Raw genomic sequence first — 13,086 nt, forward strand, 5'->3', positions numbered from 1 at the left:
CTTCGGCCGCCACCGCTCCTCTGACGCTCGTTCCGAGCGTCATCGCCGTGCGCCGACGCCGCAGCGGCCGCCGACTTTAGGCGACCCTGCGCTTCTGCCTGCGTACGCACGGCGGTCGAGTGCCGGTGTCGCCGCCCCGGTTCCCGACACTGCACCCCGCGTTCGCCGAGGGGTCCGACCGTTAAGGTAGAAGAATGACGTACTCCGTCGCCGTCTCCGGCGCATCCGGCTACGCGGGCGGCGAGATCCTGCGCCTCCTCGCGTCTCATCCCGACATCGAGATCCGCACGGTGACGGCGCACTCGAACGCCGGTCAGCCGCTCGTGCAGCATCAGCCGCACCTGCGGTCGCTCGCACACCTCACACTGCAGGACACCACGCCCGAGACGCTCGCCGGGCACGACATCGTCTTCCTCGCTCTGCCGCACGGGCAGTCCGGGCAATACACCGACGCGCTCGGCGACACGCCGCTCGTGATCGACGCAGGAGCGGACCACCGACTGACGTCGCAGGATTCCTGGGACGCGTTCTACGGCGGCGACTTCCACGAACCGTGGGCCTACGGCGTTCCCGAGCTGCTCGTCGGCGGTGTCAAGCAGCGCGAGAGGCTGCGCGAGGCGAAGCGCATCGCCGCTCCCGGCTGCAACGCCTCGACCGTGAGCCTGAGCCTGGCCCCCGGGGTCGCCGCAGGGGTGATCGACGCGGGGGACATCGTCTCGGTGCTCGCCGTCGGCCCGTCCGGAGCGGGGAAGAGCCTCAAGACCAACCTGCTCGCCGGCGAGATCCTCGGCACAGCCAATCCCTACGCGGTCGGGGGCACGCACCGGCACATCCCGGAGATCCGCCAGGCGCTCGCCGCGGCATCCGGCTCCCCAGCCGACGGCATCCGCATCTCGTTCACGCCTGTGCTGGTTCCGATGTCGCGGGGCATCCTCGCCACCTCGACCGCGCCGATCGTCGGCGATGTCAGCGATGCGGAGATCCGCGCCGCCTGGGAGGACGCCTACGGCGACGAGACCTTCGTGCAGTTGCTGCCCGCCGGTCAGTTCCCGCGCACGGCCGATGTCCTCGGTGCGAACACCGCCCTGATCGGTCTCGCGATCGATCGCGCGGCGAACCGCGTGACGGTGGTCACCGCGGTCGACAACCTCGTCAAGGGCACCGCCGGCGCTGCCGTCCAATCCATGAACCTCGCGCTGGGGCTGCCCGAGTCCCGCGCCCTCTCAGTGAACGGAGTCGCGCCGTGAGCGTCACCGCCCCCGCAGGATTCGAAGCGGCCGGAGTCGCCGCAGGTCTCAAATCGACCGGAAAGCCCGATGTCGCCGTCGTGGTCAATCGCGGCCCGCGCAAGGTCGGTGCGGCCGTGTTCACCAGCAACCGCGCCAAGGCGAACCCCATCATCTGGTCGCAGCAGGCCGTCGCCGATCGCGTGGTCGAGGCCGTCGTGCTGAACTCCGGAGGCGCGAACTGCTTCACCGGCAGCTTCGGCTTCCAAACGACGCACCAGACCGCAGAGAAGGCGGCCGAGCTGCTCGGCGTCGGCGCCGGCGACGTGCTCGTGTGCTCGACCGGCCTCATCGGAGTCGGAGACGAGGTCTTCCGCGCGAAGGTCCTCTCGGGCACCGAACAGGCGATCGCCGAGCTGTCGACAGACGGCGGCGATGTCGCGGCCGAGGCCATCATGACCACCGACAGCGTGTCGAAGACCGCCGTGGTCAGCCGAGACGGCTGGACCATCGGCGGCATGGCCAAGGGAGCGGGCATGCTCGCTCCCGGGCTCGCCACGATGCTCGTCGTCATCACGACGGATGCCGTGCTCGAGCCTCTCGAGGCGGATGCGGCGCTGCGATTCGCCACCGGCACGACGTTCGACCGCCTCGATTCGGACGGATGCATGTCGACCAACGATCAGGTCACACTGCTCGCGAACGGCGCTTCCGAGGTGGTGCCCGACCTCAAGGACTTCTCCGCCGCGCTGGCAGAGCTGTGCCAGGAGCTCGCGGTCAAGCTGCAGGGCGATGCCGAGGGGGCCAGCCACGACATCACCATCGAGGTGCAGCACGCCGCGACCGAGGCGGAGGCGGTCGAGGTCGGCCGCTCCGTCGCGCGCAACAATCTCTTCAAGGCCGCCATCTTCGGCAACGACCCCAACTGGGGGCGGGTGCTCGCAGCGATCGGCACCACGAACGCCCAGTTCGACCCGTACGACGTCGACGTCTGGATGAACGGCGTCCGGGTGTGCAGCGAGGGCGGCCCCGACCGTCCGCGCGAGGAGGTAGACCTCACTCCGCGTGCCACGCATCTCGCGATCGATCTCAAGGTCGGCGATGCCACCGCGACGATCCTCACGAACGACCTCACCCACGATTACGTGCACGAGAACAGCGCCTACGCCTCATGACCGACATTCAGGACACCACCCCGGACGTCGCCGCCGTGAAGGCCGCGACGCTCATCGAGTCGCTCCCGTGGCTGAAGAAGTTCCGCGACCAGATCGTCGTCGTCAAGTACGGCGGCAATGCGATGGTCTCCGACGAGCTGCAGGAGGCGTTCGCACAGGACATCGCGTACCTGCGCTACGTCGGCGTGCTGCCGGTCGTCGTGCACGGCGGCGGACCGCAGATCTCCGACATGCTCCAGCGACTCGAGATCCCGAGCGAGTTCAAGGGCGGCTACCGGGTCACCAACACCGAGGCGATCAGCGTCGTGCGCATGGTCCTCACCGGCCAGGTGAACCCGCAGCTCGTCTCGAAGATCAACTCGCACGGTCCGATCGCCACCGGGCTGAGCGGGGAGGACGCCGGCCTGTTCGGCGGTCGTCGTCGCGGTGTCGTGATCGACGGCGAGGAGATCGACCTCGGACGCGTCGGCGACGTCGTGGAGGTCGACCCGACGCCCGTGCTCGATCACCTCGCGGCGGGACGCGTGCCCGTCGTCTCGAGCATCGCGCCCGACCTCGATCACCCCGGTCAGTCGCTCAACGTGAACGCGGATGCCGCGGCGGCAGCCCTCGCCGTGGCGCTCAACGCTCGCAAGCTCGTCATCCTCACCGACGTGCCGGGGCTCTATGCCGACTGGCCCAACCGCGACTCGCTCGTGTCGCACCTCACCTCGGAGGCTCTCATCGAGATGCTGCCGACACTCGAATCCGGCATGATCCCGAAGATGAAGGCCTGCCTGGATGCGATCGAAGGCGGCGTTGATGCCGCCGCGATCATCGACGGACGCGTGCCGCACTCGGTGCTCGTCGAACTCTTCACCAGCAAGGGAATCGGAACTGAAGTGGTCTTGGGAAGCGCAGGGATGAACGCATGAGCAACTGGCAGGATGACGCAGCGAGCGATCTGGTCCTCAACGCGGGCCCGCGCCTGGCGATGCTGACACGAGGCGAGGGGTCCTACCTCTGGGACTCCGAGGGCAAGCGCCACCTCGACTTTCTCGCCGGCATCGCGGTGACTTCGCTCGGTCACGCGCACCCGGTGTTCGTCGAGGCCGTGTCGAGACAGGCCGCGACTCTCGCGCACGTGTCGAACTACTTCGCGACGCCCTGGCAGCTCGCGCTCGCCGCACGGCTGAAGCGCCTCGCGGGCGCCGGGATCGACGGCCGCGTGTTCTTCTCGAACTCCGGCGCCGAGGCGAACGAAGCGGCGTTCAAGCTCGCCCGACTCCACGGGGGAACGGACAAGCCGCGCATCCTCGCGCTCGAGAACGGATTCCACGGGCGCACCATGGGGTCACTCGCGCTGACGGCCAAGGCCGCGATGCGCGCGCCGTTCGAGCCGATGCCCGGAGGAGTGGAGCACATCCCGGCGACCGTCGAGGCTCTGGAAGCCGCGATCGATGACCGGGTCGCCGCCGTCATCGTGGAGCCGATCCAGGGCGAGGCCGGCGTGGTCGAGCTTCCGGACGGCTATCTGCAGGCCGCCCGTTCGCTCACGCTGAAGCACGGGGCGCTGCTGATCGTCGACGAGATCCAGACGGGTGCCGGACGCACGGGGGCCTGGTTCGGCTTCAGCCACGAGGGCATCACTCCTGACGCGATCACGCTCGCGAAGGGCATCGGCGGAGGCTTCCCGATCGGCGCTCTCGTCACCTACGGTGCGGCGAGCTCGCTCTTCACGCCGGGTTCGCACGGATCGACGTTCGGCGGCAACCCGCTGGCCACCGCCGTGGCCGACGCCGTGCTCACCGAGATCGAGAACGCCGGACTCGTCGAGAACGCTGCGCGTCGCGGCGAGGAGATCCGACAGATCATCGCGGACATCGACTCGCCCCTCGTCACAGGAGTGCGTGGCCGAGGGCTCCTCATCGGAGTGGCACTCGGCGCCCCCGTCGCGAACGACGTGGTCGCCGCCGCTCAGGAGCGCGGCCTCATCGTGAACGCCGCCAACCCCGAGACGGTGCGCATCGCCCCGGCTCTCACGATCGGAGACGCTGAACTCGCCGAGTTCCGCAAGCTCTTCGCCGATTCGCTCGCTGACGTACAGACATCCCTCGCCGAATCCGGAAAGGCCCTCGCATGACCCGCCACCTGCTGCGTGACGACGATCTGACCCCCGCCGAGCAGGCGGAGATCCTCGATCTCGCCATCGAGCTGAAGAAGGACCGCTGGGCGAACAAGGCTCTCGCCGGTCCCCAGACGGTCGCGGTGATCTTCGACAAGTCGTCCACCCGCACCCGCGTCTCCTTCGCGGTGGGCATCGCCGACCTCGGCGGCACGCCGCTGATCATCTCGACCGCGAGCAGCCAGCTCGGCGGCAAGGAGACGCCGTCCGACACCGCGCGGGTTCTCGAGCGCCAGGTCGCGGCGATCGTCTGGCGCACCTATGCGCAGGCGGGGCTCGAGGAGATGGCCGCCGGCACCACGGTGCCAGTCGTCAACGCCCTCTCGGACGACTTCCACCCGTGCCAGCTGCTCGCCGACCTGCTCACGATCCGAGAGCACAAGGGCGAGCTCAAGGGGCTGACCCTGACGTTCTTCGGCGACGGGCAGAGCAACATGGCGCACTCCTACGCACTGGCCGGTGTCACTGCCGGCATGCATGTGCGCATCGCGTCACCTGCGGAGTACGCCCCGCGCGCCGACGTCGTCGAGGCGGCCGACCGCCGGGCTGCGGAGACCGGCGGCTCGATCACGCTGTTCACGGATGCGGTCGAGGCTGCGGCCGGCGCCGACGTCGTGGTCACCGACACCTGGGTGTCGATGGGCAAGGAGGAGGAGAAGCTCGCGCGCATCCGCGATCTCGGCGGCTACAAGGTGACCCCCGAGACGATGGAGATCGCCGATTCCGAGGCCATCTTCATCCACTGCCTTCCCGCCGACCGCGGCTACGAGGTGGACTCCGAGGTCATCGACGGACCGCAGAGCGTCGTCTGGGATGAGGCCGAGAACCGTCTCCACGCGCAGAAGGCCCTGCTCGTCTGGCTGCTCGGCAAGAAGGACGCGTAATGGTCGACTCGAAGAACGAAGGCACGAACGAAGGCGCACTGTGGGGCGCCCGCTTCGCGAGCGGGCCGTCGCCCGAGCTCGTCGAGCTCAGCAGATCGACGCATTTCGACTGGATCCTCGCCCCGTACGACATCGCGGGCTCGCATGCGCACGCGACGGCGCTCGCGGCTGCCGGCTACCTCGAACCTGCTGAGGCGGCCAGGATGCATGAGGGGCTCGATGCCGTGGCGCGCAAGGTCGCCGACGGCACGCTGCAGCCCGTCCCCTCCGATGAGGACGTGCACGGTGCGCTCGAGCAGGCGCTGATCGCCGAGCTCGGTCCCGAACTGGGCGGACGCCTGCGTGCCGGACGCAGCCGCAACGATCAGATCGCCACTCTCGTGCGCATGTACCTGATCGATCACGCTCGAGTGATCGCGCGCGACATCCTCCGTGTCATCGACGCGCTCGTCGCGCAGGCCGAGGCCCACCCCGACGCGATCCTCCCCGGCCGCACGCATCTGCAGCACGCGCAGCCGGTGCTCCTCGCGCACCACCTCCAGGCCCATGGCTGGCCGCTCGTGCGCGAGCTCGAGCGTCTCGTCGACTGGCGTCGTCGCGCAGGCGTCTCGCCGTATGGCGGGGGAGCGCTCGCGGGCTCGACCCTCGGACTCGATCCTGCGCTGGTCGCATCGGAACTCGGACTCGATCGACCGGCGGAGAACTCGCTCGACGGCACCGCGGCACGCGACGTCGTCGCCGAGTTCGCCTTCATCGCGGCGATGACGGGTGTCGACATCTCGCGTCTGAGCGAGGAGATCATCCTCTGGAACACACGTGAGTTCGGCTTCGTCACGCTGCACGACGGGTACTCGACGGGGTCGAGCATCATGCCGCAGAAGAAGAACCCCGACATCGCGGAGCTCGCTCGCGGAAAGTCGGGGCGCCTGATCGGCAATCTGTCGGGGCTCATGGCGACGCTCAAGGGCCTCCCGTTGGCCTATAACCGCGACCTGCAGGAGGACAAGGAGCCGGTCTTCGATTCGGTCCAGACCCTCGAGGTCGTCCTTCCCGCGTTCGCCGGCATGATCGCGACGCTGCGCTTCGACACCGAGCGGATGGCGGCACTCGCCCCCCAGGGATTCTCGCTCGCGACCGATGTCGCCGAGTGGCTCGTGAAGCGCCGGGTGCCGTTCCGCGACGCGCACGAGATCTCGGGCGCGCTCGTGCGGGCCTGCGAAGAACAGGGGATCGGTCTCGAGGACGCTTCCGACGAGCTGCTGCTCTCGGTCTCTCCGCATCTGGTCCCCGAGGTGCGTGAGGTTCTCACGATCGAGGGTTCCGTGGCATCGCGCGCCGGAGCCGGGGGAACGGCTCCCGTCCGAGTCGCCGAGCAGCGTGCCGAGCTCGTCGCCAGAGCCCAGGCTGCGGCGCACGCCCTGGGCCTGTAGTCGGTTGTGCACCGCCGGTCGACGCGATGTGCGGCGACCGGCGGGGCACCTCAGTGCAGCGCGACGTCGGCGGTCGACCTCGTCCACCGGGTGAAGCGCACGACGAGTCCCGCGCGCGTCGGACCGGCGAGGAACGGGCCGGCGGATGCAGCGGCGTCGCCGGTGAACGGAGCGACGCGAACCAGTCGCCAGTCCTCGTCGTCCGCGCGTGCGCGCACGATCACCGCGTCCGGCCACCGGCTCACGCGGACGGTGATCTCTCGGCCGTGCCAGTCGTCGACGTATCCGACGGACCAGTCGGAGCGGATGTCGGTGACGACGGCGCCGAGTCCGAGGTGCTCGTCGGCGTACTCGATGCCCGCTTTGATCCAGTGCTCGTCGTCGATGCGCACGAAGACTCCTGCCTGGTCGAACTGGCCGTCCCATGGCGCGCGGAATGAGACGTCCATCGCCTCGCCCACGGCCAGGGGAGCCAGCAGCGCGTGCTCGGTGTCGTGCACGAATCCGTACGCCGTGTGTCGCCAGGCGTCGCTGCCTTCCGCGGCGGTCACGTCCAGGTGCTCGACCCCGTCGGCGGAGATCGTGGTGAGTGCGGCGGGTGAGTGGGTCCAGGAACCTTCGTCCCACCGGATGATGTCTGATTCAGGCATGTTCCGAGCATATAACCTAATAGGGCATAAATGACAGTTATTCGTGATACGGTTATCACATGGTCATCGCCGTACTCGCCGACATCGTGGGATCGCGCAAGCTCGACGATCGCACGGCGGCGCAGCGCGTGCTCGATGACACGATCGCTCGGGTGGAGGCCGACCTGCCTCTGGCACATCACCCGCTCACCCCCACGGTGGGGGATGAGCAGCAGGGTGTCTATCTTCGGCTCGAAGACGCTCTGGTGTCGCTTCTCATGATCCAGCTCGCTCTTCCCGACGGCATCGCCTTCCGTTTCGGCATCGGGATCGGCGAGGTGCGCACCGTCGACTCCGTCCACGGCGAGCTCGCCGACGGGCCGGGGTGGTATGCGGCGCGCGCGGCGATCGAGACCGTCCACGCGAGAGAGGCACGCACCGTGCCGCGCACCCGGATCTGGATTGTCGGAGCCCCGGGGCAGGATGAGGTCATGGAGAGCGTGATCGCAGCATCGAACGCCTACCTCCTCGTCCGTGACGAGCTGGTCGGCGCCATGAACGAGCGCGAGCGCCGCCTCACCTACGGACGGATGGTCGGCAGATCGCAGCACGACCTCGCCGCCGAAGAGGGCATCTCGCAGCCCAGCGTCTCGAAGTCGTTGCGCAACGCCGGCAGCGCCGCACTCATCGAAGGTGCGGTCGCGCTGAGGGGAGCGAGTGCATGATCGTCGCCGGATTCATCCTGCTCGCGGTCGGATCCGCCGATCTCGTCCGCCAGTTCGCTCCGCATCGATGGGCCGGGTACCTGACGGTGGCCGTGATGTTCCTGCTGCTCGGCAGCGTGAGCGACGCGCTGCTGCCCATGCTCGCAGGGCTCGTGGTCGGAGCGCTCTGGGTATGGTGCATGCCGTCGGAGCGCCGCGCACCGCTCGGGTTCTGGCCCGCGGTGCTGCTCGGTCTCGTGAGCATCGGATCGGTCGTATGGCTGGGGGCGCGCACTGATGCCGGCCTGATCGGCACCGTGTGGAACCTCCGTTCACCGTTCGGCGACGTCCCGTTCGATCTTGCGATCCTGACGCTCGGCACCGGGGTCTTCCTCCTGGAGTCGGCGAACCTCGTGGTGCGCGCGGCGCTCGACGGTGAGCACACCTGGCGACCGGCTGAACTGCGTCGATCGGCGATGCGCGACGAGGTCGACGCGGAACCTGCGGCGCCCGAGGCCACCACGCCCGGCGACGCGATCGGCGGCAGGGAGTCGACCGACGCCAAGATGGCGGACAAGCCCGGCCGACCGGATGAAGCCACGGCTCTGCGCGACCCGCGCGCGGGATTCAAGGGCGGTCGACTGATCGGCCCGCTCGAGCGCGTCCTGGTGATGCTGCTCACCCTGGCTGCGGCGTATCCGATCCTCGCCGCGATGCTGGCGGCGAAGGGGATCGTGCGCTTCCCTGAGATCTCCCGCGACGGTGAGACAGGTGCCAGGGCCGAGTACTTCCTCGTCGGCAGTCTCGTCAGCTGGGTCATCGGGTTGGGCGCGGCGTTCCTCGTGTGGTGGGCGGCGCACACCTGATCCACGGCGGCCCGGCGATTCACCGACCCTCACCGCTGATAGCCTGGGGCGCGTGTCGAATTCCGCTCTGACGACCGCCCCGCCGGCGATCGACCCCACGTTCGAGAACGTGTGGGACGAACTGCTGTGGCGCGGCCTCGTCCACGTGTCCACTGACCAGGAGGCGCTGCGCGCCCTTCTCGCCGGGGACCCGATCACGTATTACTGCGGCTTCGATCCGACTGCTCCCAGCCTGCATCTGGGCAACCTGGTGCAGCTGCTGACGTTGCGTCGCATCCAGCTCGCCGGCCACAAGCCGCTCGGTCTCGTCGGCGGCTCCACCGGTCTGATCGGCGACCCGCGCCCCACGGCCGAGCGCACGCTCAACACTCGCGAGACCGTCGAGGAGTGGGTGGGACGCCTGCGGACGCAGGTCGAGCGCTACCTGAGCTTCGAGGGCGAGAACGCCGCCCGCATCGTCAACAATCTCGATTGGACGGCGCCGCTGTCGGCGATCGACTTCCTGCGGGAGATCGGCAAGCACTACCGCGTCGGGACCATGCTCAAGAAGGATGCGGTCGCCGCGCGACTGAACTCCGACGAGGGCATCAGCTACACGGAGTTCAGCTACCAGATCCTGCAGGGGATGGACTTCCTCGAGCTCTACCGTCAGTACGACTGCGTCCTGCAGACCGGCGGCTCCGACCAATGGGGGAACCTGACCAGCGGCACCGACCTCATCCGTCGTGCCGAGGGTGCGTCGGCGCACGCGATCGGCACACCGCTGATCACGAACAGCGACGGGACCAAGTTCGGCAAGAGCGAGGGGAACGCCATCTGGCTCGACCCCGAGATGTGCAGTCCGTACCGGATGTACCAGTTCTGGCTGAGCACCGCGGACGCCGACGTGATCGGCAGGCTGAAGGTCTTCACCTTCCTCACCCGCGCCGAGATCGAGGAGTACGAGGCGCTGGTCGAGTCCGAGCCCTTCCGTCGCGCCGCACAGAAGCGTCTCGCGCTCGAGGTCGTCGCCACCGTGCACGGCATCGATGCGGCCGCTGCGGTGATCGCGGCATCCGAGGCCCTGTTCGGACAGGGCGACCTGACTGCCCTCGACGCGTCGACCTTGCGCACGGCGCTCGAAGAGCTGCCGAACGCGACGGTCGATTCCGGGTCGTCGGTGGTCGATGCGCTCGTCGCCACGGGATTGGTCTCCAGCTCGTCCGAAGCGCGACGCGCGATCAGCCAGGGCGGAGTGTCGCTCGACGGATCGCGTGTCGAAGACGATGCAGCCACCGTCAAGGGATCTCTGCCCGGTGGGGTTTCTGTGCTCCGGCGCGGCAAGAAGACCCTCGCAGGTGTCTTCCTCGCGTGAACATCCGACCCTGATCGCCTGACGGCGGTCGTCTGAGAGTCCTCGGACGGCCGCCGTCACGCTTCCACCGTTCACACTCGACAGGAGCCTGCCGATGCCGTTCACGCCGAGTCATGCAGTGGTCGCCCTCCCGTTCATCCGCACGCCGCTCGTGCCCGCTGCGATCGCGATCGGCGCCATGACGCCCGACCTTCCGCTGTTCATCCGCGGGGTCGGCCTGCCGTACTCGTTCACCCACTCATTCGGCAACGTCGTGTGGACCGCGCTGGTCGCTTTCGTGCTGTTCCTGCTGTGGCGCGTCGTGCTGCGCCCGGCCGTCGGTGAGCTCTCTCCGCTCTGGCTGGCTCGCCGGGTTCCTGTCGACTGGTCGCAGTCCGGCGTCGACGCGGCCCGAGCCGCCGTCGGCGTCGGTGCTCGAGATCGGCTGTACCCGGCGATGCTCGCGGCATCGCTGGTGCTGGGAGTGCTGTCGCACATCGTCTGGGATCTCTTCACGCACGAGGGGCGTTGGGGCGTCGATGTGCTTCCCGCGCTCGACGATGTGTGGGGGCCGTTCATCGGATACAAGTGGCTGCAGTACGGCTCGAGCGTGATCGGCCTGCTCGTGATCGGTATCTGGGGGATTCTCCGGGTGAACCGCGCTGTTCCCCGCGAACGAGTGGATCGCGTGCTGCCGTCGGGCGTCCGAATCGGCTGGTGGCTGTCACTTCCCGTGGTGCTGATCACGGCGTGGGCCCTCGGCTACGCCGGCTACGGGCCGTTCACCGAGGAGTTCACCTACCAGCATCTGGCCTACCGGATGCTGCCGCCGGCGTGCGCCCTGTGGGGTGTGCTCACTCTCGTGCTCTGTCTGTCGCTGCCGGTGTTCCGACGCATTCACCAGCGCGGCTGATCGGATCCCCAGCGATGGGGGGCGGCGAGCTCGAGGCCGGGAAGCGCCGATCGCGCCGTGGTGATCGTCTGCCCTGCGACGTCGAACGTCGCGGTGTGGGCGGCGAGGTCCAGCACCCGTTCCCGCTCCGACGTCGGTACCGATCGCGATCCCGAGGACCGTGGCATCCCGAGAAGCTCGGCGGCCATTCGACGCAGCGACGTGCGCACCACCCAGCCACCACCTTCTCGACGGCGCCGCTCGAGCAGCGAGATGATCGAGGCTGCGAGCAGGTACCCGGCACTGTGATCGAGGGCCTGCGCGGGGAGGACCCCCGGGCGGTCGCCGTCCGGCGTCTCGATCATGGCGATCCCGGACTCCGCTTGCACCAGACTGTCGAACCCTGCGCGAGAGGGGTGGTCGTCGCCCCACGCACTGAGCTCCGCGATCACCAGACTCGGGTGCCGCTCGATCAGGGCGGATGCGGAGAGGCCGAGTCGCGCGAGGGCTGCCGGTCGGTACCCGAGGGCGACGACGTCAGCCTCGGCGAGCAGCTGGTCGAAACGCTCGGTTCCGGCGTCGAGCAGCGTCGATCGCTTCCCGTGACCGGTGTCGAAGTGCTGCCACTCGGGCTCGGGCAGCTGCGGGGGATCGACGCGCAGCACGTCTGCTCCCAGCAGTGCGAGCGTGCGGGTGCAGACGGGACCGGCGATCACCCGGGTGAGATCGAGCACGCGGGTGCCGGTGAGTGGTGCACGACGATCGTCGCCGTCTCGCCGGCGCGGCTCCTCGCCGCTCGGGGAGGGCATCCGATCGACCTGGAGCAGGGGAGCGGACCGCAGCTGAGCGTCGTGGATGGGGTTCTCCGGCAGCACGGGCACGGCGAGTCCGCCCGCATCGACGATCCGATCGACAGCGTCGGCGGCCGACTGAGTCAGGATGGCCGCTCGGACGTCTTCGCCCGCTGCGTCGATTCCGAGCCCGAGACCGGTCAGAAGGCGCATCGCGTGGTGGGGGTAGTTGCCATGGGTGCGGATCCACCCGTCGGACGCCCGGAAGAATCCCGAGTACGGGGACCAGACATCGGGGGCGCGTCCGTCGACGGTGAGCACCCGATCGCTCCGGTACGCGACGGCGATGCGATCGGGGTCGGGGAGGGAGTCGACGCCGGCCGCCAGACACACGGCCCGAACGCTCGCCCAGGCCAGATCCGCCGTCGCGAGGCGCGACTCGAGAGGCACGGCGTGAACGAAGGGGGCGCCGGAATCGACCTCCACCGGCGCGAGCCCGAGGGCGGACCACACGCGGTCCAACAGAGCAGCGGAGGGGGCGCGATTCGGCAGCTGGGTCACGCTGCGATCGTACTCGTGGCGGTGATCTCGGCGGAATACCGGCGCTGGACTGGGAAAAGTGTTGCCACCTGGTGCGGCGACACGCCCGGGGGTGGTGGCCCGATTTGCCAGAACCCCAGAACCCACGTAGCTTATTACTTGTTCGCCCCACAGGGAAGCGGAGGAGCCGAGAGCTTCACCCCCCTCAAGCGGAGAACCACCTCCCGATCCACTCACTTGTGAGAACAGACGCCTGCGTCTAGGATGGGAGATCCACCCCATCTGCGGCTGTCAAGAGCTGCGCAGCGGATCCAAGATCCGCGCGGCGCGCTGATTTGACAAGCGGGACGGGATGGCTAAGATAGAGAAGTTGCCCTTCGGGCCTGGTTGTGATGACTGGGTCGTGGGAGCATCCGATCCTTGAGAACTCAACAGCGTGCACTTGTCAAATG

Annotated in this window: 12 protein-coding genes; 10 read left to right on the forward strand and 2 right to left on the reverse strand. The window is 68.6% G+C overall.

Annotated features, from left to right (window positions below; translation table 11 throughout):
- The first annotated feature begins 194 nt into the window (after nt 1-194).
- The 6 genes from argC to argH are packed head-to-tail and all read left to right on the forward strand — an operon-like array spanning nt 195 to nt 6,879.
- On the forward strand, nt 195-1,247 hold the full coding sequence (gene argC / locus AB0P11_RS10420; RefSeq protein ID WP_363521745.1) for an N-acetyl-gamma-glutamyl-phosphate reductase: 1,053 nt from the start codon (nt 195-197) through the stop codon (nt 1,245-1,247).
- Nucleotides 1,244-2,401 (forward strand): bifunctional glutamate N-acetyltransferase/amino-acid acetyltransferase ArgJ, encoded by a 1,158-nt coding sequence (argJ, locus tag AB0P11_RS10425; RefSeq protein WP_363521748.1) that lies wholly within the window; start codon nt 1,244-1,246, stop codon nt 2,399-2,401. Before argC ends, argJ begins: the two co-directional genes overlap by 4 nt.
- A complete protein-coding gene (argB, locus tag AB0P11_RS10430; protein ID WP_053096875.1) occupies nt 2,398-3,315 on the forward strand; it encodes an acetylglutamate kinase in 918 nt (305 codons plus the stop codon). The genes argJ and argB overlap by 4 nt, the downstream gene beginning before the upstream one ends.
- Nucleotides 3,312-4,523 carry an acetylornithine transaminase gene (locus tag AB0P11_RS10435; RefSeq protein WP_053096873.1) on the forward strand — a complete coding sequence of 404 codons (1,212 nt, stop codon included), beginning with the start codon at nt 3,312-3,314 and terminating at the stop codon, nt 4,521-4,523. The genes argB and AB0P11_RS10435 overlap by 4 nt, the downstream gene beginning before the upstream one ends.
- Nucleotides 4,520-5,449: an ornithine carbamoyltransferase gene (gene argF, locus AB0P11_RS10440; RefSeq protein WP_056280178.1), complete on the forward strand. Its 930-nt coding sequence runs from the start codon at nt 4,520-4,522 to the stop codon at nt 5,447-5,449. Before AB0P11_RS10435 ends, argF begins: the two co-directional genes overlap by 4 nt.
- Nucleotides 5,449-6,879, forward strand: a complete 1,431-nt coding sequence (argH, locus tag AB0P11_RS10445) for an argininosuccinate lyase (RefSeq protein WP_056280181.1) — start codon at nt 5,449-5,451, stop codon at nt 6,877-6,879. The genes argF and argH overlap by 1 nt, the downstream gene beginning before the upstream one ends.
- A 50-nt stretch (nt 6,880-6,929) precedes the next feature.
- Here the strand turns inward: argH and AB0P11_RS10450 are convergent, their stop codons facing one another.
- A complete protein-coding gene (locus tag AB0P11_RS10450; RefSeq protein ID WP_053096868.1) occupies nt 6,930-7,529 on the reverse strand; it encodes a DUF1349 domain-containing protein in 600 nt (199 codons plus the stop codon).
- A gap of 59 nt (nt 7,530-7,588) precedes the next feature.
- On the opposite strand from AB0P11_RS10450, the gene AB0P11_RS10455 reads away from it, so the two are divergent.
- The 4 genes from AB0P11_RS10455 (at nt 7,589) to AB0P11_RS10470 (ending at nt 11,324) form a co-directional block, all read left to right on the forward strand.
- On the forward strand, nt 7,589-8,233 hold the full coding sequence (locus AB0P11_RS10455) for a SatD family protein (RefSeq protein WP_053096866.1): 645 nt from the start codon (nt 7,589-7,591) through the stop codon (nt 8,231-8,233).
- Nucleotides 8,230-9,078 carry a hypothetical protein gene (locus tag AB0P11_RS10460; protein ID WP_363521755.1) on the forward strand — a complete coding sequence of 283 codons (849 nt, stop codon included), beginning with the start codon at nt 8,230-8,232 and terminating at the stop codon, nt 9,076-9,078. Before AB0P11_RS10455 ends, AB0P11_RS10460 begins: the two co-directional genes overlap by 4 nt.
- A 52-nt stretch (nt 9,079-9,130) precedes the next feature.
- Nucleotides 9,131-10,432, forward strand: coding sequence for a tyrosine--tRNA ligase (gene tyrS / locus AB0P11_RS10465; protein WP_082586687.1), 1,302 nt, complete (start codon nt 9,131-9,133; stop codon nt 10,430-10,432).
- Between the two features lie 94 nt (nt 10,433-10,526).
- Nucleotides 10,527-11,324 (forward strand): DUF4184 family protein, encoded by a 798-nt coding sequence (locus AB0P11_RS10470; RefSeq protein ID WP_363521758.1) that lies wholly within the window; start codon nt 10,527-10,529, stop codon nt 11,322-11,324.
- Here AB0P11_RS10470 and AB0P11_RS10475 read toward each other — a convergent pair.
- On the reverse strand, nt 11,309-12,655 hold the full coding sequence (locus tag AB0P11_RS10475) for a CoA transferase (protein ID WP_363521761.1): 1,347 nt from the start codon (nt 12,653-12,655) through the stop codon (nt 11,309-11,311). The genes AB0P11_RS10470 and AB0P11_RS10475 overlap by 16 nt on opposite strands.
- Between the last annotated feature and the right edge of the window lie 431 nt (nt 12,656-13,086).

It is taken from the genome of Microbacterium sp. NPDC079176 (assembly GCF_040686675.1).
Lineage (GTDB): Bacteria > Actinomycetota > Actinomycetes > Actinomycetales > Microbacteriaceae > Microbacterium.